The organism is Deinococcus sp. Arct2-2 (assembly GCF_004801315.1).
In the GTDB taxonomy this organism is placed as follows: Bacteria; Deinococcota; Deinococci; order Deinococcales; family Deinococcaceae; genus Deinococcus.
On record NZ_SSNW01000007.1, the window covers coordinates 89,913 to 115,031 of the forward strand.

Genomic DNA, 25,119 nt, shown 5'->3' on the forward strand with positions numbered 1-25,119 from the left:
GCCAGCCCGATCAAGAAGCCTGCCGACGTCCCCAGCTTCCTCGTTCTCCTGATCCTTGACCGCTCACCCGAATATCGCTAGCTGCACTCTCTCCAGTAAAGATCCGAGTGTGCCAACGGTGTCCCCTCTAGGTCAGACCGGCAGCGAACGCGGAAGCAAATGGGCTGCACCCCCCCCGACCAGACGGGCCGTGAACGTGAAAACCCCTTGGGGATCAGATTGTTTAAGCACCGCGTTCCAGCGGGTGAAGGGAGTCTCCTTACTGTTCCCGTTTCTCACGCCGGAGTTCTAAAAGCGCTCCCGACACGCCTCCCTCTGGGATAGGCTTCTTGAACCGTTTCTGGCCCGCTCAAAAGGTGGGGCGTCTGTAGGCTGACCAGTCATCTGAAGGAGTCGAGCATTGTGCCATTGATAGCCTCCATTTCGCCCTGTGGTTCAGGGGGTGGCGTGGCAGAATGCCCGGTATATGGCTGTTAAGAAGTCCGACCTTTACTCCTCTCTCTGGGCTTCGTGCGACGAACTGCGCGGCGGCATGGACGCCAGTCAGTACAAGGACTACGTCCTGTTCATGCTGTTCATCAAGTACGTCTCCGACAAGTACGCCGACAGCGACGATTTTGCGCCCCCCGTCACGATTCCACCGGGCGCAGGCTTCCGCGACATGGTCGCCCTGAAAGGCAAGAGCGACATCGGGGACCGCATCAATAAGGACGTCATTCAGCCGCTGATTGAGAACAACGACCGGCTGGCGCGCAGCGACTTTCCAGATTTCAACGATCCGAACAAGCTGGGCACCGGGCAGGAGATGGTGGGGAGACTCACCAACCTGATCGCCATTTTCGAGCGGCCCGAGCTGGACTTCTCGAAGAACCGCGCGGAACACGATGATCTCTTGGGGGACGCCTACGAGTACCTGATGCGGCACTTCGCGACCGAGAGCGGCAAGAGCAAGGGCCAGTTCTACACGCCCAGCGAAGTCAGCCGCATCATCGCCAAAGTCATCGGCATTTCACCCAAGAACTCGGTAGCAAGCACCACCGTCTACGACCCCACCTGCGGCTCGGGTTCGCTGCTGCTCAAAGTGGCGGCGGAGGCGGGCAAGCACGTCACCCTGGAAGGTCAGGAGAAGGACGTCAGCACGGCAGGCTTGGCCCGCATGAACATGATCCTGCATGACTTCTCCACGGCCAGCGTGCAGACGGGGAACACGCTGACCAACCCGAAATTCAGGGACGGCGAGGGCCTGCGCACCTACGACTATGTAGTGGCCAACCCGCCTTTCTCGGACAAAGCCTGGAGCACGGGCCTGACGCTGGGGCGCGACGAGTTTCAGCGGTTTGCCTGGGGCGAGCCACCTGCCAAACAGGGGGATTACGCGTACCTACTGCACATCATCCGCAGCCTGAAAACTACGGGCAAGGGCGCGGTCATCCTGCCGCACGGCGTGCTGTTCCGGGGCAACGCTGAGGCGGTGATCCGGCGCAAACTGGTGGAGTCCGGCATCCTCAAGGGCATCATCGGCCTGCCGGCCAACCTGTTCTACGGCACCGGTATCCCCGCCTGTATTTTGGTGCTCGACAAGGAAAACGCTCAGAACCGGCACGGCATCATGATGGTCGACGCCAGCAAGGGTTTTGCCAAGGACGGCCCGAAAAACCGCTTGCGGGAGCAGGACGTTCACCGCATCGTGGACACGTTCCGCAAAGGCGAGGCTGTGCCCCGCTATGCCCGCATGGTGCCCCACAGCGAGATTGCCGACCCCCGCAACGACTACAACCTGAATCTGCCCCGCTATATCGACAGCAGTGAACCAGAGGACATCCAAGACCTTCAGGGGCATCTGAAGGGCGGGATTCCTAACCGCGACATCGATGCCCTGAGCGAGTACTGGGCCGTGATGCCGGGGTTGCGCGGCGACCTCTTCTCGTCTCTTCGGGATGGGTACAGCTCTTTGAACCCGGAACTGGCGGATCTAAAACGCACCATTCTGGGACACACTGAATTCACGGCGTTTCAGGACAAGGTCAACACCCTGTTCGCTGACTGGACAGCCCGCAACCGCCCCACACTGGGTGACCTGAAAGTGGGCGACGTGCCCAAGGAACTGATCGAGAGCGTCGCCGAAGATCTACTTGACACCTTCCGCGCTGCGCCGCTACTGGATCCGTACGCCGTGTACCAGTCCCTGATGACCTACTGGCAGGCTGCCATGCAGGACGACGCCGACCTGATCACAGGCGACGGCTGGGTGGCCACCCCGACCCGTATTGAGGTCAAGGACAGGAATGGCAAGGTCAAGGTCAAGGACAAGGGCTGGCTGTGCGAGTTGTTGCCCAAGGCGTACATCGTCGCCCGCTTCTTTGCCACCGAGCAGGCCGAGCTGGACACCAAGCAGGCTGAACTGGACGCCGCCCGCAGCGAGCAGGACGAACTGACCGAGGAACACAGCGGCGAAGAAGGCATCTTTGCCGACTTGGACAAAGTGAGCGCCAAAGAGGTGAAGGGCCTGCGCCCCGGCCTGACCACCAGCGCCGACACGGAAGGGGAATTGACGGTGGTCGCTCACTGGCTGGCCCTGGAGAACCAGATTGCCTCTCTGAAGAAGCAGGTGGCCGATCTGGACGAGGCACTGGATCAGAAAGCCTTGACTCAGTACGCCAAATTGACCGAGGAAGATGTAAAGCGCCTCGTGATTGACGACAAGTGGTTGGCAGAAATAGAGCGCCAGTTGCACGCTGAGCAAGACCGGGTATCCCAGCGCTTGACGACCCGTGTGCGTGAACTGGCCGAGCGGTATGCCAAGCCCCTGCCCGCGCTAGAGCAGCAGGTGGGCGAGTTGCAGGCACGTGTAGAGGCACACTTGGCCCGCATGGGAGTGCAGGCGTGAGTGCCGTACCGCCGAGATACAAACAGACTGAGGTGGGGGTGATGCCGGAGGATTGGGATATTACAGAGGTGGGGCAAGAATTCGAGGTTCAACTCGGTAAAATGCTGGATTCTGCCAAAAATTTCGGTACGCCAAAGCCTTACATCGGCAATCGTCATGTGCAGTGGAGGAAAATCGAATCGGATGACCTGCCGCACATTGCTATCTCCAAAAACGAGATGGCACGTTATCAACTAAAAAAGGGAGACTTGCTGGTTTGCGAGGGCGGCGAGGTGGGAAGGGCTGCCCTATGGGAAGGGCAAATAGATGAGTGCTATTACCAAAAGGCATTACATCGTTTGCGCCCCAAAAATGATTATTCTTCTGTGCTTATGCTGGAATTTTTCAGCTATTGGGCGATGACAGGGGCCTTCTCTAACTACGTAACTCAAACAAGCATCGCACATTTACCAGCGGAGAAATTAAGACTTTTACCTCTGCCTAAAATTCCAGTACCTGAACAACGCGCCATTGCCTCCGCTTTGGCTGATGTGGAAGCGCTGCTCAGTTCGCAAGAAGAGTTGCTGACTAAGAAGCGCCAGCTAAAGCAGGCTGCAATGCAGGAATTGCTGAGTGGGAAGAAGCGGCTAGAAGGGTTCATGGGGGAGTGGGAAGAAAAGACTCTAGGCGAAATCGCCGAAATTGTTATGGGACAAGCGCCAAGCTCAAAGAATTATTATCTTCAGCCTGTGGGCCTACCGCTTTTGCAAGGTAACGCCGATATAAGGGCGCGTCGTTCAATTGAGCGAATCTGGACGACACAAGTTACCAAGAAAGCCTTCAAATCAGACATATTAATGACGGTTAGGGCACCTGTTGGTAGCATTGGAATCGCGAGTAATGATGCAGTTTTAGGGCGTGGAATTTGTGCTATTCGTTCAATATCCATCTTTATGGAATTCCTCTATCACAAGCTTCTCAGTGTCGAGAAAGAGTGGGAGTCTGCATCTCAAGGCTCTACATTTAATGCAGTTAATTCTGATCAAATCAAAAGTTTTGTTATCTTTATCCCTACTGGCTTTTCCGAACAGCAAGCTATTGCTGCCGTTCTGTCCGACATGGATGTGGAAATAGACGCCCTAGCGGAGCGCCTCACTAAAACACGCGGCCTCAAGCAGGGCATGATGCAAGAACTCCTGACGGGTCGGACGCGGCTGGTATGACGGGCAACGCCGAGTCTCAGCATCTGGAATGGAAAGAGTCGTGGCGGGACGAGTACCTGAAGTGGGTGTGCGCCTTTGCCAACAGCGGGGGCGGCACGTTGGTGGTGGGCCGCAATGACGCGGGCCGAGCCGTCGGCGTCACCGACTCGGCCCGGCTGCTTGAAGACCTGCCCAACAAGATCCGGAATCTGCTGGGACTGGTGCTGCCCGTGCACCTGCGCCAGGAGGACGGCTTTGACCTGATTGAGATTGATGTGGAGGCTTCCCCCTATCCTGTCACCTTCCGGGGCAAGTACTACGTCCGCAGTGGCAGCACCACGCAGGAACTGAGCGGCGCGGCCCTGGATGCTTTTCTGCTGAGGATGCAGGGACGGCACTGGGACGCCGTGCCCGTGCCGAGGGTGGCCTCTCCTGACCTGAGCCGTTCGGCGCTGGAACGCTTCCGCAAGCTGGCCGGGCGCAGCGGGCGCATCGAAGCCGACTGGTTGGGGGAACCAGACGCGGACTTGCTCGAACGCCTACGGCTACTGGACGGCACGTACCTGAAGCGTGCAGCGGTGCTGCTGTTCCATCCTGACCCAGAAGCCTTTATCGGCGGCGCTTTCGTGAAACTTGGGGCCTTCGGTGAGAATGACGCCGACCTACGGTTTCAAGATGAAGTGCGTGGGCCGCTGCTCATCCAAGTGCAGCAGGTGGTAGACGTCCTTAAAGCGAAGTACCTGAGGGCCCTGATCAGTTATCGGGGCCTCCAACGCCTAGAGACCTTGCAGGTGCCGGAAGCCGCCCTGCGCGAGGCTGTGCTGAACGCCCTAGTTCACAAGGACTACGCCAGCAGCGTGCCCGTTCAAATCAGCGTCTACCCAGATCGGCTGCTGATCTTCAATCCCGGCCAGTTGCCGCCCGGCTGGACGGTGGAGAAGTTGCTGGGCAAGCACGCCTCCATTCCACATAACCCGGACGTCGCCAACACCTTCTTCCGTGCTGGGCAGATCGAATCCTGGGGACGCGGCATCGAGCGGATTCGGCAGGCCTGCCGGGAAGCAGGGAGCCCAGAACCACGATGGACAGTGGACGCCACCGAGTTCTGGGTGGAATTCGGGCTGCTGGAAGCATCACCAGACACCACGGAAGTCACCACGGAAGTCACCATGGAAGTCGCGCTGCTCCGTGCCCTGACGGCGCCCCTGACCCGGCAGGAGCTGCAACAGGCCCTGAAGCTGAAAAACGCCGAGCACTTCCGCAAAACGTACCTGCTGCCTGCCCTGGAAGCTGGATTGATCGAGATGACCCGGCCGGACACTCCCACCAGCCGCCTGCAGCAGTACCGCCTGACCGCAAAAGGGCAGGCGGCATTGGCCCAACCCCGAGGAGAAGCCTGAGATGACCCGGCCTGAAATCCGAACCCAGAAACGTGTGCTCAGCCTGTTGAAGTCGTTGGGCTACCGCTACCTCGGAGACTGGCACACGCGCGAGAACAACCGGGGCATCGAAGAAACCTTCCTGCGCGACAACCTTTCTGCCCGGGGATATTCCGGCGCGCACATCACGCAAGCGGTACAGAAACTGCTGGCGGAGGCTGACAGTACAGGCGTGACGCTGTATCAGGCGAACCTGCGCACCTACAGCCTCCTGAGATACGGCGTTCCGGTGCAGGTGGAAGCCGGGCAACCGCACGAAACGGTCCACCTAATCGACTGGGAGCACCCCGAGCGCAACGATTTCGCGGTGGCCGAGGAAGTCACCTTGAAGGGCGCCGGGCATCAGCGCCGCCCAGACCTGGTGGTGTACGTCAACGGGCTGGCGCTGGCCGTCATTGAGCTCAAGCGCGGTTCTGTTGAGGTCGCCGACGGCGTCCGACAACTGATCACCAATCAGGAGGCGATCTTCAACAAAGGCTTTTTTAGCACCGTTCAGTTAGTGCTGGCCGGGAACGATTCGCAGGGGCTGCACTACGGCACCGTGGGGACGCCGGAGCCGTTCTTCGTGCGTTGGAAAGGGCTGGCGGGCTGCCCTACCCCCGAAGTGCGGGAAGGATACCTGCTTGACGTGCCCCTCAGCGAGATGCTGGATCAGGAACGGTTCCTCGATCTGGCGCGCAATTTCGTCATTTTCGATGCGGGCCTGAAGAAAGTGCCGCGTCAGCACCAGTACGAGGCGGTCAAGGCGGCGCAGGAGCGTACCCGGCGGCACGAGGGGGGCGTGATCTGGCACACGCAGGGCAGCGGCAAGAGCATCCTGATGGTGCTGCTGGCCAAGTGGCTGCTCGAACATGAGCCGGACGCCCGCATCCTGATCGTGACCGACCGCGACGAACTGGACAAGCAGATCGCCGGCGTGCTGAGAAATACGGGGGTAATCACGAAGGAGACGCCGTCACCGCGCATCACCTCCCGGCGTGAACTTCTGGAGAAGCTCGCCCGCCCCGAGCAGCGGGTGATGTGCGCGCTGCTGCACAAGATCGATCCCAGTGACCTGCACGGTGACGTTCCCCGGGTCACGGGGAAGTTTTACGTGTTCGTGGATGAATGCCACCGCACGCAGGGCGGCGACATGAACCGGCAGATGAAGCGCTGGTTCCCGGACGCGATTTTCGTCGGCTTCACGGGAACGCCGCTCCTGCGTAAGGATCGGCAGACCACCCGTGAGGTGTTCGGCACCCACATCCACACCTACAAGTTCGACGAAGCGGTGCGTGACCGGGTGGTGCTCGACCTGAAATACGAGGCGCGGGACGTGCCGCAGCGCCTGAGTTCTCCTGAAGCGGTCAACCAATGGTTCGACCGGAAGACCCAGAATCTGAACGCGTACCAGAAAGCCGTGCTCCGCCGGAGCTGGGCGAATCTGGAAAAGCTGATGAGTTCCGGCGAGCGCAAGGCCAAGATCGTGGCGGACATCGTCAAGGATTTCACCGTGCAGCCCCGCCTCAGTGGTGACCGGGGCACGGCGATGCTGGTGGCAGCCTCCATCTACGATGCCTGCCACTACTACCGGCTGTTCCGAGAAACCGACCTGTACGGGCGCTTCGCCCTCATCACGTCGTACGAACCCAACCACAACGCCGTCTCGCGTGAACCCTTGGGGAGTGACGAGCGCTACAAGTTCGACACCTACACGCGCGACGTTCTCCAGCCCGGGCAGTCCACGGCCCAGTACGAGGAGGAGATGAAACGGCGCTTCATCGAGGAACCGAACAACTGCAAGCTGCTGATTGTCGTGAGCAAGCTGCTGACCGGCTTCGACGCGCCGTCTTGCACGTATCTCTACCTCGATCAGGAGCTGCGCGACCACAACCTCTTCCAGGCCATTTGCCGCACCAACCGCCTGGACACGGAGGACAAGGAATACGGCTACATCGTCGACTACAAGGAACTCTTCCAAGACGTGCAGCAGGCGATCGCGGTGTACACCTCGGGTGAACTGGACGTGGACGAGACCGGCGAGACGGGCAATCCCCACCTGCGGGACTGGCGCGAGGAAGGACGCGCCCAGCTGGAACGCACCTGGCAGGAGCTGCAGTACCTATGCGAACCCGTCGGTGGAAGGGCGATCGAGCATTTCATCGCGTATTTCTGTGGAGACGCGACGAAGCCGGGCGACCTGAGGGACACCGAGCCCCTGCGCATCAGCTTCTACAAATCCAGTGCGGCCTTCCTGCGCGCCTTTGGCGATGTGGCGGCCAACTTGGGCGACTTTGGGTACAGCGTCACCGAGCAGCAGGACTGGCAGGGGCGCAGCACCTCGATGGCCGAAGTGCGTGCCGCCGTGAAACGGGCGTCCGGCGAGGAGCTCGACGTCAAGCCCTATGAGCAGGGGATGCGTCACCTGATCAACACCTATGTGCATGCGGATCTGGCCCAGGACATCGGACAGCTGAGCGGCCTCTCGCTGATGGAAGCCATCGTCGAAACGGGCATCCACGACGTAATCGCCGGGCAGATCAACCGCGGCGGCAAGCTCTCGAACCGGGCCGTGGCGGAGACCATCATCAACAACGTCCGCAAGACGATCATCCGTGACCAGTTGACAGATCCGCGCTTCTACGAGGACATGTCGACGCTGCTGGACGACCTGATCAAAGCGCGGGAGGAAGGCACCCTGCTCTACGAGGCGTTTCTGCGTGAGACCGAGGAACTGATCCGCCGCCTCGCCCAGGGCCGGGGACAGGCGGGCGTTCCAGCCACGCTGCACGGCAAGCGCGAAGCCACCATCCTGTACGGCCACCTCGCCAGCCTTCCTCAGGACGGGAAGTTCCTGGCTCCGGTGGAGGATCAGGCCCGCGCTGACCTGGCCCTGCAACTCGACGGCGTCGTGCGCCAGTCCGCTCCAGCCGACTGGCGGGGCGACGAGACCCGTGAGAAACAGGTGCTCAATGCCCTGTACCCCCTGCTGAGCCGAGACCGGGCCGCCACGCAGGCCCTCTTCGATCTGATCAAACATCAGGACGCCTATTGATGAGGAGTCCTCTGGAATCGGTCATCACGGTTGGTGAGCTGCACATTCAGCTGGTGCGCAAGGACGTCAAGAACGTTCACCTGAGCGTCCACCCGCCGGACGGCCGCGTGACGCTGGTGGCCCCCAGGGGAACGCGGGAAGACGTGGCCCGCGCCTACGCCATCTCGCGCCTGCGCTGGATTGAGCGGCAGCAAGGCGCCCTGCGGGCGCAGGAGCGCGAAACGCCCCGAACCTTCGTCACCCGGGAGAGCCATTTCGTCTGGGGGCGGCGTTACCTGCTGCGGGTGCGTGAGGAGGATCGGAAACCAGACGTTACCCTGGAGCACAAGTACCTGACCCTGACGGTGAGGCCGGGAACCACTTTGGCACAGCGCGCCCAGGTGATGCATGACTGGCACAAAGCCCTGCTGCATGCGGAGGTCACGGCGCTGATTGCCACCTGGTCGAGCGTGTTGGGCGTTCGGGTGCAGCGCTATTTTCTACAGCGCATGAAAACCCGTTGGGGCAGTTGCAACCACCAGGCCCAGCACATCCGCCTCAACACCGAACTGGTCAAAAAACCCAAAGATCTTCTGGAATACGTCGTCGTGCACGAGCTGGTTCATCTGCTTGAGCCCACCCACGGCGAGCAGTTTGTCAGGCTGCTGGATCAGCACTATCCCCGGTGGCGGGAGGCCCGCGCCGAGCTTAACGACTTGCCCCTGCGGACTGAAACGTGGGGACAGGCCGTCCAGCAGTGAACCAGCTGCATCCGCTTGGTAGAGTCGGGGCGCGTTTCCGGAGAGGTGCCGTTTCCTACATCGGAGATACATCCGGCGGGCCTATACACTGACGTCTTGTTCGCCGATTCCTACAGCTCCTACAGCGTCACCCGTTGCCTCCAAGGCAGAGTCTCGCCAGCCTGCGGCTTCGACGTGACCCAGTCCGAACGTCGTCTTATACCCGACGCCCGCGTAGTTGGCGTAATCCGCCAAGAGGCGCACGAAGGTTGGTTCAGCATCTCCGGGCCGGGTAATGCTGTAGTCCACGTCGCCCACACAGGCACTCATGGCATTGCCGCGCATGCCCTTGAAATACACCGTGCGGGAGCGCAGACGAAAATCCTGTACCCGCACGGCCCGGCTGACCCAATCGTTGAGATCGGGGCCAAAGTGCAGGTCGCAAAAATGCTCCCAGCGAACCTGGAGGCCCGCGAAGACTGTTTTGGGCGTGGGAAACGGCAGCTCCAGGTCGGTGACCCGGAAGGTCGTCGGGGTCAGAAAGCGCAGGGACAGCTGCCGCCCAGTGACGCTCTGGGCATGGCGGCTGTACAGCGCTTCGTAACTTTCTTGCGCCAGCACCTGCAGATCAACCACTACGCCCCGTAGGGTGGCTTCGGGATCACCGTGCTCGGTGCCCTCAGCCAAAGCGGCGAGCATTGGATCAATGAGACTGTCGTCCAAGACGCCCAACTGGAAGGTGACCCGGTGGAGGCCCTCGCCCTCTTCCCACCAGCTCTGGGCGATGCGGAAGGGCTTGACTTGGGCTGCGTGAATCTGAGCCGAGAGTGCGGGGCTGACCGCTTCCAACGCGCTGAAGATCAATCCGTGCAAGGGCACACCCAACAGCCCGGTGGGCCGCGCATGGGGCGTATGCAGCGTGACTTCCAAGAGGGCGGGCACTCAGCCTACCCACGCCTGAAGCTCGCCCGTGAGGCGTGAGATGGCGGCGGCAGAGACGGGCGCAGCATCGGGGTCTGCTACCCACGCTTTGGCCCAGGCGGCTTGAAAAGGGAATGCTGCAAGCAGGTCTCGCACCACCTTGTCCAGCACATCCAAATTCATGTCTTTGGGCGTGGAGCCCTGATGAACCACCCTGTTCCGCCAGCTCCGAACCTGTGCCAGTGCAGGATGGGGAGCCGCACGCCGGGGATCGCCTGCATCAAAGACATCGACATCGGGAACGCCCAGCGCCGGGGCACGCAGCAGTTGCAACTTCTCCTTGAGTCCCATGAACTTGAGTTCCTTGCCGCTGCTCGCCAAGAGGTCGGGCACTTCCTGGGCCAACCGCTCGAAGAGGCCCGCCGCCAAATCACGTGGGCGCAAGGATTTTTCTGAATCGGGCAGCCCGTGATGTTCCGCCAACTTGATGACCAGGAGCTCGTGCAGCGTGACGGCCCAGATGAGGGCGTCCGCAACCCGGTTTTGTGAGGCAGCCCGGTCATAGCGGCTCCAAGTCAGCCAGATCAGGGCGTCGGCATCATGCGCGGCCCCGCTTGCCAGGAGGGTTCGCAGCGGCACCAGCGGCGGCACATGCAGGGTCAAGTCGGCGAGCACGCCCTGTGCCTCGCCAAAATCACGCGCGTCCAGCCACCAGAGGGCCTGCGCGACATCGGCCAAGGCCGCCACCGCCTGCTGACGGGCAGGCAGTTCTAAGCTTCCCGCCGCCAACGTGCGGAACGCATCTTCAGCCCCCGCAAAATCGAATCGGCGGAGCGCCGAAAACGCCGCGTCCAGCCGCAGGGTTTCTTCCAAAAAAGGCGTGGTGGCTTCGCGGTGAAAAGGCTGGCCTGTCTGACGGTGTTCGGGGCGGTCTATTTGCCACAGCGTGACCTGGCCGCCCGCAAACCAGCCGGTGCCGCGCAAGACCTTCAGTGCCTCCAGCATTTGAGGCGTGCCGCTGGACGTGTTGACATGCAGCCGCCCCCCATGCCGGAACCGTTCGAGCGCCTGCGCCAGGACTGGCAACACTTCTGCCGCTGCATTGGGCCGCACCCGCAGCGGCACGGGCGTGACCTTGGCCTGTGGCAGCCGTTCCTTCACCGCCGCGACAAAAGCCGCTTGCTGGGCATCGTAGCCGCCTTCCCAAGACCGATTGGGTTCGCCGGGAGTCCAGACCACCAACACCTCTGTCGGACGCTCACCCGCCGCCAGCAGCGCCTCCAGCAAATCCAGCCCGGGCCCCTGCGTGCCGCCCGGTGTGGGCTGTGGGTCTTGACTGCCAACCACTGTAAAAAACGTCGTGTTGCTGTTGCCCGCTGCTTCTGCGTTGGTCGGTGTCATCAGTTTCAGTATGGCCCGCAACTTAGCAAAGCGGAACGAAACCAAGGACTATGCAGATGAGAGCGATGGATGTTGTCTGGGTGAGCAAAAACGTATATACGCTGCCGCCTCGGTTTCATTTTTTTCCGCAGTGCGCTGAGACGGCAAAAACGAGAGATATGACTCCTGACAGCCTGACAGATTTTATGAGGGCGGACGAAAAATAAGCTGCCAGCCGACTGTCAGTGTTGTTTGTGGCGCGACGTGAGGGCGTCTCCTTCCGCTGAGTGGCTCAGGGTCAGGCGGGTGAAGACCGCCTGACCTCGGCTCAAGGCGTACTGAACAGTCCGAAGACCGATCTTGAGAGAGCTCAGTGCCCGTCGCCAGTGGGGATCGACGACACGTCGATCCCCACTCTGCACCATCTGAATTACTTCAGACACGAGCAGCAAGGTCGCCACCGCCAGCACCAGAATCAGCCGTTCCAGGCTGGCGGCGTCTCGCAGCTTGGAATTCTCCAGCCTGAACAGGCCGCTTTTCTCGTCCAGAAAGCCTTCTTCAATCTGGAAGCGCTCGCCATACTCGGTGAACGTCTTGATGCTGGTTGGCTCATCACTCACGACCTGCCACTGCTCTGGGCCGTCCGACGGACGGCCCAGAGCGACATGAAGCGGACCAAAGTGCCGCCGGGTGAGCGTGACGTTGTGAAAGCAGCGAGTCTCCCTGGGCGAGAGTTGCACCTCATTGACCTTGCACAACCGCTGCCCATCCGGGGCGGCGAGGATCAGGCTGGATTTGATGCGTATGCGGTCATGCCAGCCACAGACCTGGAGCCACGCCATTTGTTCCGTATTGCAGAATCCTCGATCCGCCAGCAGGCGGACCTCGTGCAGGCCCAGGAAATCGAGCATCCCCTTGACTTCGGCCAAAACGGGGAGCAGTTGAGCCGTGCTGACCTGGGCGCTCTGGTGTTCGAGAACCCGGGAGACGAGCGGCACCGCTCGTCCCCGAAACAGAACAGAGACACGGATCAGGCAGAACTTTTCAAAGAGGACGCTGGTGTCCAGGGCCAGAATCAGGGTATGTTCGCCCCAATCCCGCAGGGCACGGGTCACGAGTGGACCGTAAATGCGAGTGGGGTCGATGGCTGGATTCTCCAGCCACCGACGAAATCGACGTTCGGTGCTCTGGGCGAAGGTGGCGCTGGAGTGGATGTGCGGCAGCCAGGCCGGGAGGGTGCTGCGCTGGGAAGCAGCAGGCCAGTGGTCATCCAGGCGAGAGTCCGCGCGTTGCGGATGTCGTTCCAAAGGCTCGTCTGGAGATGATCGAGGACAGCTTGGTAGAGTCGGGGAGCGTCCCCGGTGGCATTTTCGGTTGTCACGAACAGAAAGTGTCCCCCACCGGGGACGCTTTCTCATACTTTGTGTTAGGCGATCAGGAAGACTCTTACATTTTTAGGGCTGGGAAGGCCGTGGACAACGACCTTTTGAAGCGATAGAGTTGCAAATGAACTTGCCCCGGGAGGGGATTGAAACATGGCGATCAATGCGACGGTGATGGGGTTATTGAGCATGTTGCAAATGAACTTGCCCTGATAGGGGATTGAAACGCCCATTTCCCGGCTACGCTCTTCTGCACGGCCCGCGTGTTACAAATGAACTTGCCCCGTGAGGGGATTGAAACATTGTGTCGACCACCCGTATCGTAACTTTGAACATTTCGCAAATGAACTTGCCCCGGGAGGGGATTGAAACACGGCAAGCACGCCACTATCAGACTGCCAGCACACACAAGCTGCAAATGAAATTGCCCTGTGAGGGGATTAAAACGGGCGAAGAAGAAATCATTAAACTAGGTGAATTGAAGTTACAAATGAACTTGCCTCGTGAGGGGATTGAAACTCGAAAGGAATAGGGGTAGCGAACAGCTTGTTCTTACGTTGCAAATGAATTTGCCCCGTGAGGGGATTGGAACAAACTACCCTTACCAACGAGGATGTTGGAGTAGCGAAGTTGCAAATAAAGTTGCCCCGTAAGGGGATTGAAACAGTTCAGGCAAAACTTCTAGGATACCCGCTTGGTCAGCTAGCTGTAAATGAAGTTGCCCCGTGAGGGGATTGAAACAGGTGTTCCGCACGGTTAACATTCACCCGCATGAATTCAGATTGCAATTGAGGTTGCCCCGTGAGGGGATTGAAATGTGATTTTGTACAGCTGCGCCATGGGCTCGACGTCGTTGCACGTGAAGTCGCCCCATGAGGGGATTGAAACGTGCTCAGTGGGGAGCATTATGCATTTGCTTCCGCTGTTGCACCTGAATGCCCCGTGAGGGGGTTGGAGCCGCTGGCCGACGTGACAGAACATGGCCCGGGTTCGGTATTGTGCCTGAAGTTGCCCCGTAAGGGAATTGAAACTTGTCCATCAGGATTCCTTCGAGGTGGTGGTTACAGGTTGCACCTGAGGTTGCCCCGTGAGGGGATTGAAACTCCGTCACACGCGGCCCCAGCACCCCGCCCACGCCCGCGTTGCACTTGAGGTTACCCCGTGAGGGGATTGCAAACCGAAATCAAAGTCGAACATCATCCAAAAGGGAAGATTGCTCCGCAAGGAGATTCAGTCGCACGTTTCGCATGGGCGGCGGCCTGCGCTGGCGCTGGATGTCATGGAGCCATTTCGCGCGGCGGTGAAGTACGGTTGGGCCGAGAAGGCTGCGGTGTGGTGGCGCAGGCCGTGGCCCACCGAATGCACGAGGTGGGAAGTGGGAAATCCCCTCACGGGGCAACCTCAAGTGCAGCACTTCACCTTCGAAGTGGGCGGGAACGCGTATGACACGTTTCAATCCCCTCACGGGGCAACCTCAAGTGCAACCACTTCATCGTAGGACGTAAGAACCGCCTAATCTTGTTTCAACCCCCTGATGGGGCAACTTCATTTGCAACGAAATCGGCATGCTCGACTTCAGAGCGGGGAAACTCATGTTTTAATCCCCTCACGGGGCAACCTCAATGGCAACTGGGGGATCAGCTACGCCACTTTTACCCTGGGAAGCGGTCTTCAATCCCCTCACGGGGCAACGTCATTTGCAACTCAGTACAACGGCATGAATGGCGATAAGCCCTTCTGGTTTCAATCCCCTCACGGGGCAATCTCAGCTACAACGATGGCATGGTATACACTTCCCGGCCTGTACCAGTGTTTCAATTCCCTCACGGGGCAACTTCATTTGCAACCTTAGACCGCATCGCCAACGATCAAGATTTCAGGTTTCAATCCCCTTACGGGGCAACTTCATTTGCAACAAGCGCACCGGGCAAGTCTGCCCCCCGTGATACCGCATTTCAATCCTCTCACGGAGTAAATTCATTTGCAACTTCTATGACATTCGTATCAGCCCCCAGCTTGGATAAGTGTTTCAATCCCCTCACGGGGCAATCTCAATCGCAACCGGAGAGGACACCTACATTCAGGCGCGCGCGTTCATGTTTCAATCCCCTCATGGGGCAACTTCAGGTGCAACCAGGGCGTATGGGAGCAGGGTGGCGGGGACTTCGACGGGCTTCAATCCCTTTACGGGGCAACCTCAAGCGCAACTCTACTGCCTCGCAACGTCGTTTTCCGCGGCATTTTCCGCCTCACTGAGATAAGAGTCTTCCGAGTATCGACTCATCTTCCCTGGATGAGAGTCACATCCCTTCTTTTGACCGACTGGGCGCATAGCGGAACGAATATGAGAAGCAAGCCGAATTGTATAGAGGTTTCTGCCCATCCACACAGTGTCCGGGCCTCTCATCTGCATCATCCTTACTTTCGTTCCGCTTTGGTAAGCCATCCGGCTTGTTTCCGCTTTGGCAGGGGGCAAGACATATCTGAACTATGGCAACTCTGATTCCTGGCTGGACACAACTGAAGGCGTTGGCGACGCCGCTGACGGCGGGCGAAGCGCATCTGGCCGCGTACCTAGAGCGCGACTTGGGGCCAGAGTGGGAAGTGTACCTCCAGCCTTTTCTGAACGGGACGCGGCCTGATGTGGTGGCGCTGCATCCCACACGTGGGGCCTTGATTCTGGAAGTGAAGGACTGGAACCTTGACCTGTACCGCTGGCCGCAGGGTGAGGGGCGCTGGCGGGTACGCAGTGCGGGCGGCGAGGCCCGGATTGCCAATCCGTTTGGCAAGGCCGACCATTACCGCGAGAATGTGCTGCGCTTTCTGGTGCCTGAAGTGGGCGCACTGGTACGCGAGCAGGGGTGGGGGGCGCTGGGCATGGTACGGGTGGGCGTGTATTTTCACCAAGCCACACAGGCACAGGTGCGGCAGCTCACGGCAGGTCGGGTACACGGGGCGGTGTGGCAACTGGGCCACGACAGCCTGACCCCTGGCGCGGCCCTACGGTGGCTGGGGGGGGAGGGCCGCGTGCCAGAGCAGTTCGCACCGCTGCTGCGGGCGTGGCTCAATCCCCCGGCGCACGCGCTGGAGCAGGTGGCTCCCCTGCGCCTCTGCCGGGCGCAAGAGAACATTGCCCAACCGAAGGCCGGGTTTATGCGGGTGCGCGGCGTAGCGGGCAGCGGCAAAAGTCTGGTGCTGGCGGCACGGGCCGCGCGGGTGGCCTTAGCGGGGGGGCGCGTGTTGGTGGTCAGCTTCAACATCACCCTCTGGCACCTGCTGCGCGACGGCGTGCGGCGGGCCGGGGGCGCGGCAGCGCTGGGCAACGTGGTGTTCAACCATTTTCATGGCCTCGCGCGGGACTTGTCCAATGAATCGGGCCTGTCCTGGCAGGAATGCGGAGACGATCCCGCCGAGTTGATCCGCCGCGCCGCAACCTTACTGGGCGTGCGCTATGACGCCGTGCTGATTGACGAGGCACAGGACATGGAAGACGCTTGGGGTGAGGCGCTGATGGAACTGGTCACAGACGGCGGACAACTGCTGGCGGCCTGCGACGACTTGCAGAATGTGTACGGCAGGCCCGCAGGCTGGCTGAGTGCGGCCCGTTTCGGGCGCTGGCGCGAACTGCGCTCCAGCGTGCGGCTCCACGATACGGTGGTGCGGCTGGCCAATGACTTTGCCTCCGCCTTTTTGCCGGGAGTAGGTCTGATGGCCGAAAGCGACCAGCCGATGCTGCCGCTCGGTGCGCCCGAATTTCGCTGGCAGGATCAGGCTGGCCGCGAGACCGCCTTGCTGGGGGCTGTCGAACGGGTGCGCGAACTGATCCGGGCGGGCGCGCAGCCTACCGATATCGCCGTGCTGCTCCCTGACCACCGACTGGGGCTGGAATTCGTGGAGCGGCTGGAAACGCTAGGCATCCGCGTCAACCATGTCTTTACCGAAGACCAGGACGACAAGCGCCAGAAGTTCGCCTTCTGGATGGGCGACGCCCGACTCAAGGCGTGTACCGTCCAGTCGTTCAAGGGCTGGGAGGCGCGGCACATTGTGGCGGTGCTGGACATGCCGGGTCAGGCGTCGCCCCAACACGCCATGATTGCGTACACCGCCATCACCCGTGCTCAGGGATCACTGACCATTCTGAATCTCTGCGGGCACTTCCGGGGCTTCGGCCAAGGGGCACGGGAACTGGCCTTGCAGGCGGGGTAAAGCTCTTCCACACAACAAACAGGGCGCAGAACTCAGCTACGAGTCTGCGCCCTGCTGCATCGGAGAATTTACACTGGAGTCAGCGTCGTTGTCGTCCAGCCTAGAGGCCGTTCAGCGCTCATTTCACTCGCCAATTTGCCACCAAATTGCCCCGTGACCCGCCGGGATTTGGGGGCCGGGAACTCAGGGTTGTCATAGGCATTGAGATCTCGCTTGAGGCCTGTATCCAGCACCTCTTTCATCAGGGTCTGACCCCTCCCAGCCTCGTCTCCCAAAAAGGCGATGTCACTCTCACCTTCGGGAGCCAGCACCCCCAGCAGGCTGTGGGCCAAGAGGCCCGTGCCCATCCCCAGGGGGAGCAGGTGTTCGGCAGCCTTCTCCTGGGCGTCGGCCATCACCCAATCCAATACCAGACCCTGCTGCTCGTTCCACAGCTTGATGCCCGTGCTGCCCTGCTTTGGGAGATCGGCCAGCATGTCGTAATGGAGCTTTTCAGTCCCGTAGACACGCTCTCCGTAGCCTGCCAGCGCGTCGATCCACGCTGAGGCTTCTCCCAGCCCTTTGACCAGATTCTGGACGTCCACGTCACCGCTACGCATCCGGCGCAGCAGCGCAAGATCAATCGTTACGGTGCCCGTGTAGGTTGCGCCTGCCTCTGGATTCAGACATTCCCACGCCTGCGCGCCTGCCCGCCCTCCGTTGCTGGCGCGGGCATGGCTGTCCGGCTGGTAGGACATCGACAAGACGGCTTGCACCCGGGTCAGGTTCTGGTCTCGGTCAGGCATCAGGTCGCTGACCTGCACGGCCCGGAACAGGTCGCGGTTCTGGGGTTGCATGCGCCCGGAAGCGCCTTGCAGCGTCTCGGCAATCTGCTTGCGCTCCATCAAGGTGTCGTCGGCCCGGTCACGTCCTCGCCTGTCAGCGGCTTGGACGCCACTCAGAAACCGGGCATACGCTCCCTTGCGCTGCGTCTGCCAATCCAGCCACATCGTTCGGATGGCCCCCTTGACGCTGCTGCCCGGAAGGTAGGGCAGGCCGTTGGCGAGGGCGATTGTAGGTTTCAAGCCACCATTTTGCCCGGTGTCGCGCAGGTGGGCCCAGGCTCCGGGGTGAACTCCCATCCGGCGCGAGGCCAACTTTCCGCCTTCGATTTCACGAGCGATGGATTCTGGGTAGTTGCCCAACGTCCTGTACTCTTGGATGGCTGTAATCAGACGGCCCTGATCAAGCAGGCGCTCTGCCAGAGGCCGGACTTTGAGGAGGGCCAATCGATACGCCTGTCCCTCTCTGTACAGGTGATAGGCCCCGCGCTCTAAGAAGTCCTTGCCCGCGCCAATGTGAACCGGCGACAGCGGCTTGACCCGGATCTCAAACTTCAAGATGTCCCGGGTCATCCGCCCACCCCTAGACTCACCGCAAGCCCACTGCGCCACACCGGGTGAGGATGCCCCGGTGGAGAGACATCGGCCAAGGTGCCGTTTAGGGGCGCGGGTACCAGGCTTCCTTCTGCCAACAGCCACACGTCCTGCCGCTGGAGCGGAGTGCCGTCCAGAAATCCGTCGCGGCGCACCAGGGTATAGCTGGCCTGTTCGGCCTGATCGATCTGCTCGGCTTCGTCGGCACTGGGCCGGGCCAACCCCAGCAACACCTGTGGGCCACCCTGCCCCAGGCGCTGTTTAAGCTCAGTGGAGAGAGGTTGAAGCTCGAAGGCAAACTGCCCACTGCCCTGCGTCCGCATCCCGCCCAGGCCGGAATCGGTCAACAGGCGCAGGGCCGCAATCAACCGGGTGCGTTGTCCCTCATCGGATGTTTCCAGCAGGAACGCCAACCGGGGCGGCATCACCTGCGCCGTCAGAAAGGTAGTGGTGGATTGGGTGATCCGGTCTTGGGTGTTGCGCTGACGCTCGGCCTGCCCGGTGACGCTGCGTCCCCGAGCTTCCCGACTCAGGTGCAGCCGTTCGGTGGGCGTCAGGTCTTTTTCTTGGGCCGCGTACTGTTCGCCTGCCCACTGGGCCGATCGTCCAGCGTGCTTGGTGCCTCTTAACGACCGGGCCAGATGCTCCGGCGTCACGGTGAGTGGGAGAGTCTCGGCACTCACGGGCAGCAGCGCGCGCCGTTGACGGGCCGCCGCCGCCTGGAGCCGTTCAGGACTCAGCCGTTGTCCACTGCTGAGGGTCACAAAATCACTGAGGTTCACGAACTCCAGTCGCTTGACGGCTTTCTTGTCACTGGGCTCGCTCCCGCGGTCTCCTGTGCCTTGATGGGCACTGGCGCGGGGCTTGGGCAGCAGCCACTCGCCCCCCACAAACGGGAAAGCGCTGCTGACCCGGTAAGGATTGTCGGTGGGCAGGGGCGTGCCCTGCAACCGGACATCGGCCGCGTAGAGCGCGCCCCACAGCAGATCACTGGGCAGGTGGCCGGGGCGCAGGTCTCGCCCGCGCAGGGGATCACGGAACGTCAGAACGACCAAGTCGTGGTGTCCCACCCCCGTCACCCCCGCAGGGCTTGCAGCAGGGTGCCGCTCAGCGCCTGCCGCAACGTCTGAATGCTGTCAAACTCCTGCGCTGGAACAGGCGCGTCACTGAGGTACGAGCTGCGGGACTTGACCGTGACCCGGATCGGCAGGCTGCTGATGGTATCGAGCGGCAATTGGGGCGCTTTGCCGAAGCGGACGCGGCCATAGCCCCGGCTGCCGTTGCCCCCGATGTAGTCGTCTTCCAGCCACAGCAGGGCAGCCAACACGTACTTGAGATCTGCTTCCACCTGGCTGAGGTCTTCGACGGTGTAGGTCAGGCGGCTCACGAACACGCTGCCTGCGGGCACCCGCTCCAAACTGCGCGGATTGGCCGCGCTGGTGATGCGGTCGAGGAAGTTTTCGCTTTTGATTTCCGTGAAGGGGAAGTCGCCTTCCAGATCAGACAGCACCTCTGCCGTGCCTGCCGTGACCTGTGCATCGCTCACGGCCAGTCGAGCGGGATGGTTGCTGTCCCGGCTGCCTTTGCCCGTGGTGCCGAAGGTGCGGTCTACAGCGTGTTTGAGCGCCTCTTCACGGGTGTCGGCCTCGTGGCGGTACATGTCGCTGTGGCCCCGGTTGTACCATTTGCCCTGTTCCATGGGCTGCTTTTTGTCCATGCCCTCCATCGCTTCGACAATGGAGCGCAGCTTGCCCTTGAGGCTGCTGCCCGGCACGATGGGAAGGCGGGTAACGGCGTCGCGCACCACAACTTTGTCAATGCCGCCGATGGCAAACCCATCATTGGCATTGCCGATGTGCGTGCCGGTCATCAGCTTGAAGGGAAGTTCGATGATGATTTTGCCGTGGAATTGACGTTCCATGTTTATTTGCCTCCATGAAATTTGAAATAGGCGATGATGGCTTCGCTGAACTTGCGCAGCACTTTGAAATCCTCAAAGGTGTTGACATGGCCGGTCATGCTGCCCATCAAATCCGCCAACAGCTTGATGCTCTGCGTCCCCTTTTTCTCGCGTCCGGCGTTGTAGATCAGGCTGATGTTGAGCAGGGCTGCCTCCCGCTTGGCTGCCTTGTCCTGCTGTTCGCGGTTGGGGGTAGAGAGACTGAGGCCCAGGGTGCGGCCCCGCCGGATGCGGCTGACTCCAGCCGTGGTTTCCGACAGCAGCACCCGCAGTTGTCGACTACTCACGTCATCGCGCTGCAAGGCTTGCCCAACAGTTTCGGCCAGCTTCACCAGGGTGCTGAAATCTTCAATGTCGCTCAGGCTCTGGGCCTCTTTGCGGGCTGCCTGAAAGTCCTGTGTCCAAGTCATGCTCAATCCTTCCTTTCCCCGGCACTGGGGCGGGCGAGATGCAGAAAACCCAGCACGTGGCCGAGGTGATCCCAGGTCGATTTCTGAAGCAGGACGCGCTGAAGGTTCTGCCACTCTGTGTGCTGATCGGCAGGCGGCGTGGCCCGCGCCAGGGCGTAATGCAGCAGCGGCAACCGCCAGGCGTCTCCCTCCCGTTCGGCAAAGGCTTGCAGCTTCCACAGGAACGCCCGCTTGGTGGTCAACTCAATGCCACTGACGGAGTTGGCTTTGCTGCCCAGTGCCAAGAACGCAGAGAGCACGTTCAGCGTGTGATCCAGGCCAGTGCCCGAATCGTCTAGAGCAGCGAAAGCATTCCAGCGCACGGCCGCCCTCGGATCGTCACCGGGCGCGTCGAGCGTCAGGAAGGGAACGAACCCGTCTTTGACGACGGCGCCTTGGTGCTTGGCTTGCTTGGCGAGTTGTTCGGCCTCATAGGCCCGCTCGGCCATGCGCAGCAGCGGGTATTTGGCCTTGGCAATAAATGCCCCGCCGCTGAGGCCCAACTTCTCGTTGCCGCCCGTGAACTTGCGGTAGGCCCGGCGCAGATCGACGGCGAAGGTCAGGACTTCGTTCCAGGCCCCCACAACGACGGCGTCGTCTCCCCCGCTATAGATGATGTTGAGGTAACGTCCATGCCCCGCTTCGGCGCTGCGCTCGGCCTGTGGGATGCCTGGCAGGAGAGCTCCCCTCTGGGCACAGATGGCGTTGACGTAACCCTGAAAAAACAGGCTGAGCAGCCGCGAAAGGGTGGCGTGCCGCGCTGCGCTGTGGCCGGGAATGCCGCCGGAAAAGTACGTCCCCATGTTGTCGGCGTCACAGCGGAACAACGCCAAGCGGGGCTGACCCAGGGCCAGATCCGCCAGTTGTTCGTGGGTGGCTACACTCCTGCTGTTCTCCTCCTCGGCCAAGAGCCGCAGAGACCCCGGCACGTCCAAGACCCGGGTGACATAATTGCCAGTCATCAGCGGAAAAGCGTCTCCATCCTCAAACGAGTTGAGGGCGAGACGCTCAGCGGGCAGCGGAGTAGCAGGTCCCTGGCGCAGTGGACGGTAGGCGCGGTCATGCAGCACGACCCACCCCCGGCCCTCAATGTCCTGAGGCATCCGGATTTCAATATGGGTGGCGCGGGGCAACAGGCCCCCAAACGCCACCAAGGCGTCGGCCAGTTGCTCTTCTTGGGCCAGGCGCTCTTGAGGACTGGTCACCTCGGCAAAGACTGCACTCAATTTCCCCCGGCGGCGGCGGGCTTTCTGAGCACTCAACTGCTCCGCGAGGTCACGCTGGAAGTCTCCCGCCCCTTCGGCTTCCGCGCGGCTGACGCTGATCAGGGCCAACGAGAACCCCAGGGCGCCCTGGTGGGCGTCCCACAGCCAGTCATCAAAGCGCTGGGTGTAGGCCCGAACTTGATCCTCGCAGTGAGCCGGAAGGTACAGCTGAAAGCCCCCGCCCCCCAAGTAGGCAACGTTGGCCCGCGTCACGCTGCACAACGTCAGCAAGTGCCGCAGGGCGTGAACCGCCAAGAGTTCGAGGTAAAACGACCGCGCCCGCAGCGACTTGAGGGCCTTGTCGGACTCTACCCGGTAGATAAAGTCTTGGATTCCGCTCAGATCGGCCCGGACGACCAAAACCTGCTCGCCGCAGGTATTGAGTGCGGCGTCCAGCCGCACCTGATCAAACCAGGAGACCCCACCCACTTCCTGCCCGGCGGTGTTCTGGGCGGCCACAAAGCCACCAAAGCGCTCAAGCAGCGTGAACTGGGCTTCTGGAGTGTGGGCCTGCTTCAAGTGCTTTTCCAAGGCATCCGCCAGCAATTTGGATTGAGAGGTCGTTCCCGGAAAGGTGGGGATGAGAGGCTGATTTTCCACCAGCGGATACCGGAGGGAAGCCGTCCGGTAGGCTCCGGCTTCCCCCAGTCTCTGAAACAGGACGTCAAGTCCCTGTGCTTTGCCGCTCCGCAGATGCCGGAGGAGCGCCTGTACTGTTTGTTCCATCGTGCCCCTTTCTAGAGATAAAATCTGTGTGCTTCAGATGTGAACAGGATGTGGAGAGGCCAAGAAGGCTTCCCCACTATAGGTATGACTGAGCTCGAGCGTATGCGGAAGTGAGCATCACTGGCCCACCACCACCGACAACATCTGTTCGACCCGGCGGGTCCGGGTGCGGAGCGTGCGGGTGCTGACCCCCTCTGTGGCCGCCACAGTCTGCTGTTGACCGTGTCGCCAGACCAGCTGCGCCGTCCCATGACTCACGGTGAGGGGCTGCTCTTCATGTAGGGCATCGGCCGCCAACCACACCCGCAGCCACTGGGCGGCCTGAGAATCACTGGCCAGCCTCAGGAGCCGCTCCAGTTCCGCTGGGGCAGTCCTGCGTTCATACCCGTCAGCCGGATCGGCCTGCTCATCCGCCCAGTCCAGGAGCTGCCATTCCCCCTCATCCGTCAGGACGTGGTCGGTGCCCAGGACGTATGTGTCTCCTGATGAGCGCCAGTAGCCGCTTTGTTTCTCTGCCTGTCTGCGGCCGTCGTTGTTGAATTCAAAGAGCGCTTGCTGGCCCCACCAGGCGGCAAGGGGGGCCTGGGCCGCGTCCCACTGCAGTAAGGCGTCCAGTCTCCGGAAGGCCGCCCGCAAAACGGTGCACAGGGCATCCTCGGCCGCCAGGGTGAACAGCGCTCCGGAAACGCCCTGCCTCTGGAGGAGTTTCAAGAACCCCCGGCGGGCGCCCTGACACAAGTCGGCATCTTCCAGCAGGCCGTCAAGAAAAGCCGCACGTTCTGCTTCGGCCCCTGTAATCAGGGCCGCCGTCTGACGGCGTTGGTGGTGGTCTGGATCGGTGGGGACGCGGCTTGGCATCTCCGCGTGGGCCGGAGCGTCAAGACCCACCCTAGCGGGTTCAGGCTGCGGCAGCATCGGCCAAATGGCACAGGGGGAGGGGGCTGGAGGCTGAGACCACAGAACCTGGAGGGGCACAGATTCAGGTGAATCCCGCCCGAACCGAGCATCTGGCAAAGAACTCCAAACGCTGCTGGCCTCTAACCGGCCTGGAGAGCCAAGACCCAAAATCACTCTAGAAGCAGAAACAAAAGTAGTTCTGCGCTCCCCTGTCGCGTTTTTCCGGAGAGAATAGAGGCATGTTCGGTGACCCGCGTCTGCTCCTGACTGAGAAGGCCATGCTGAAAGTGGCGCGAGAAGGCAATCGGGAATCAAAACTGGCCTTACTGGACAATCCCTGCCTCACCCGAACGGTGCGGCGAATCCTGCGGGCAGACGTGGAGGTGATGGGGGAGGCTCAGGCCGTTCCATGGTGGAGCCCCGTGGAGCTTCAGGCCGCCGCAGAACAGGGTTCAGTCACTGTTCTGGAGGCCGTGTTGCGTCACCCCGACTATTTCCCTGTTGACCCCGCTGCCCACCCAGGGCTTCTGTTTCCCTGGAAGGCTGTGAACCCTGTGGGCTGGCGTTCACTCATTTCCCTAGACCACCGCTATACCCTCGTGAGAAACTTGATGGACGCTGACCAGATCACGGTCTCACGTGAGCTGGCCGATGAGTTGGGAGAAGAGCTGGGGCTCCAGGGTGTTGACGGCGGTGCGCTTGAAGAGGCCGTGGTCTGGTTCTACACCGACCTGATGCAGCGCATGACCAGCAATCCCGCCTTCTTACAGGCGGATCAGGACTTCTTGGAGAACTACCTCAGCTGGCGCTTCCGGTTGCCTGGAGACCATCTGGCAGAGGCGACCCGCCTGTTGTCGTGGAACCACCCCCCGCTCACCACTGCTCTGGCCTGCTGCTGGGCCACCCCTGTTCCTGTGCTGGAACAGCTGCTGGAGCAGGCCTATGAAGGCGGAGATATCGTCCTGCGCCAGCACCTGCTGTCGCGGCATACCCTCTCTGCAGCAGCAAAAGCCCGGTTGTGGACTGATCCAGACGTGCGGGTGCGCGCCTGGGCTCTGAACTACGGCCTGGCGCCTGCCGAGGTCATGCTGGTGCTGGCCCAGGATCCAGAGATTAAGCTGGAACATCTGCCCCAGGCACCGTCGGGGAGGCTCATCTATGAGGTGAGCAAAAGTTATGGGGCAGCGTTCGCGCAGGTGATCTGGGAACGGTTCGGCCTCGAGGTGGGCTGGTACATCCACTGAGAGGTGCATCCATC

Annotated in this window: 17 protein-coding genes; 8 read left to right on the plus strand and 9 right to left on the minus strand. The window is 61.2% G+C overall.

All coding sequences use genetic code 11. The annotated features are described in order from the left end of the window. Nucleotides 1-466 precede the first annotated feature (466 nt). The 5 genes from E7T06_RS05270 to E7T06_RS05290 are packed head-to-tail and all read left to right on the plus strand — an operon-like array spanning nt 467 to nt 9,281. A complete protein-coding gene (locus tag E7T06_RS05270) occupies nt 467-2,887 on the plus strand; it encodes an N-6 DNA methylase (protein WP_136364784.1) in 2,421 nt (806 codons plus the stop codon). Then, nucleotides 2,884-4,089: a restriction endonuclease subunit S gene (locus E7T06_RS05275; protein WP_136364785.1), complete on the plus strand. Its 1,206-nt coding sequence runs from the start codon at nt 2,884-2,886 to the stop codon at nt 4,087-4,089. The genes E7T06_RS05270 and E7T06_RS05275 overlap by 4 nt, the downstream gene beginning before the upstream one ends. After that, on the plus strand, nt 4,086-5,468 hold the full coding sequence (locus E7T06_RS05280) for a Fic family protein (RefSeq protein ID WP_136364786.1): 1,383 nt from the start codon (nt 4,086-4,088) through the stop codon (nt 5,466-5,468). The genes E7T06_RS05275 and E7T06_RS05280 overlap by 4 nt, the downstream gene beginning before the upstream one ends. A gap of 1 nt (nt 5,469) precedes the next feature. Beyond that, entirely contained in the window at nt 5,470-8,541 is a 3,072-nt protein-coding gene (locus E7T06_RS05285) for an HsdR family type I site-specific deoxyribonuclease (RefSeq protein WP_136364787.1), read from the plus strand. Then, the gene (locus E7T06_RS05290; protein WP_205750815.1) at nt 8,541-9,281 is read left to right on the plus strand and encodes a SprT family zinc-dependent metalloprotease; all 741 of its coding nucleotides are present in this window, start codon (nt 8,541-8,543) and stop codon (nt 9,279-9,281) included. The genes E7T06_RS05285 and E7T06_RS05290 overlap by 1 nt, the downstream gene beginning before the upstream one ends. Nucleotides 9,282-9,362: 81 nt before the next feature. On the opposite strand, the gene cas6 is transcribed toward E7T06_RS05290, so the two are convergent. The 3 genes from cas6 to E7T06_RS05305 form a co-directional block, all read right to left on the minus strand. Beyond that, complete coding sequence (gene cas6, locus E7T06_RS05295; RefSeq protein ID WP_136364788.1) at nt 9,363-10,202, minus strand: CRISPR system precrRNA processing endoribonuclease RAMP protein Cas6; 840 nt, start codon at nt 10,200-10,202, stop codon at nt 9,363-9,365. Further along, the gene (locus E7T06_RS05300) at nt 10,203-11,582 is read right to left on the minus strand and encodes a hypothetical protein (protein ID WP_136364789.1); all 1,380 of its coding nucleotides are present in this window, start codon (nt 11,580-11,582) and stop codon (nt 10,203-10,205) included. A 221-nt stretch (nt 11,583-11,803) separates the two neighbouring features. Beyond that, on the minus strand, nt 11,804-12,676 hold the full coding sequence (locus E7T06_RS05305; protein WP_136364790.1) for a transposase: 873 nt from the start codon (nt 12,674-12,676) through the stop codon (nt 11,804-11,806). Between the two features lie 571 nt (nt 12,677-13,247). Between E7T06_RS05305 and E7T06_RS05310 the strand changes: the two genes are divergently transcribed. Together E7T06_RS05310 and E7T06_RS05315 are read left to right on the plus strand one after the other, a co-directional pair. After that, nucleotides 13,248-13,475: a hypothetical protein gene (locus E7T06_RS05310; protein ID WP_168733379.1), complete on the plus strand. Its 228-nt coding sequence runs from the start codon at nt 13,248-13,250 to the stop codon at nt 13,473-13,475. 1,958 nt (nt 13,476-15,433) lie between these two features. Further along, complete coding sequence (locus E7T06_RS05315; RefSeq protein ID WP_136364792.1) at nt 15,434-17,149, plus strand: nuclease-related domain-containing DEAD/DEAH box helicase; 1,716 nt, start codon at nt 15,434-15,436, stop codon at nt 17,147-17,149. A 68-nt stretch (nt 17,150-17,217) separates the two neighbouring features. On the opposite strand, the gene csm5 is transcribed toward E7T06_RS05315, so the two are convergent. From csm5 to E7T06_RS05345, 6 genes are all read right to left on the minus strand, one after another. Further along, a complete protein-coding gene (csm5, locus tag E7T06_RS05320) occupies nt 17,218-18,543 on the minus strand; it encodes a type III-A CRISPR-associated RAMP protein Csm5 (RefSeq protein ID WP_136364793.1) in 1,326 nt (441 codons plus the stop codon). Then, nucleotides 18,540-19,634 carry a type III-A CRISPR-associated RAMP protein Csm4 gene (gene csm4, locus E7T06_RS05325; protein ID WP_168733380.1) on the minus strand — a complete coding sequence of 365 codons (1,095 nt, stop codon included), beginning with the start codon at nt 19,632-19,634 and terminating at the stop codon, nt 18,540-18,542. The genes csm5 and csm4 overlap by 4 nt, the downstream gene beginning before the upstream one ends. Nucleotides 19,635-19,639: 5 nt before the next feature. After that, nucleotides 19,640-20,485 carry a type III-A CRISPR-associated RAMP protein Csm3 gene (gene csm3 / locus E7T06_RS05330; protein WP_136364795.1) on the minus strand — a complete coding sequence of 282 codons (846 nt, stop codon included), beginning with the start codon at nt 20,483-20,485 and terminating at the stop codon, nt 19,640-19,642. Nucleotides 20,486-20,487: 2 nt separating this feature from the next. Beyond that, nucleotides 20,488-20,934, minus strand: a complete 447-nt coding sequence (csm2, locus tag E7T06_RS05335) for a type III-A CRISPR-associated protein Csm2 (RefSeq protein ID WP_136364796.1) — start codon at nt 20,932-20,934, stop codon at nt 20,488-20,490. A gap of 2 nt (nt 20,935-20,936) precedes the next feature. After that, the gene (locus E7T06_RS05340) at nt 20,937-22,964 is read right to left on the minus strand and encodes a hypothetical protein (RefSeq protein WP_136364797.1); all 2,028 of its coding nucleotides are present in this window, start codon (nt 22,962-22,964) and stop codon (nt 20,937-20,939) included. Nucleotides 22,965-23,081: 117 nt separating this feature from the next. Next, nucleotides 23,082-23,879, minus strand: coding sequence for a hypothetical protein (locus E7T06_RS05345; protein ID WP_240740861.1), 798 nt, complete (start codon nt 23,877-23,879; stop codon nt 23,082-23,084). A gap of 221 nt (nt 23,880-24,100) precedes the next feature. Here E7T06_RS05345 and E7T06_RS05350 point away from each other — a divergent pair, with 221 nt between their 5' ends. Then, nucleotides 24,101-25,105 (plus strand): hypothetical protein, encoded by a 1,005-nt coding sequence (locus tag E7T06_RS05350; protein ID WP_136364798.1) that lies wholly within the window; start codon nt 24,101-24,103, stop codon nt 25,103-25,105. Nucleotides 25,106-25,119 lie beyond the last annotated feature (14 nt).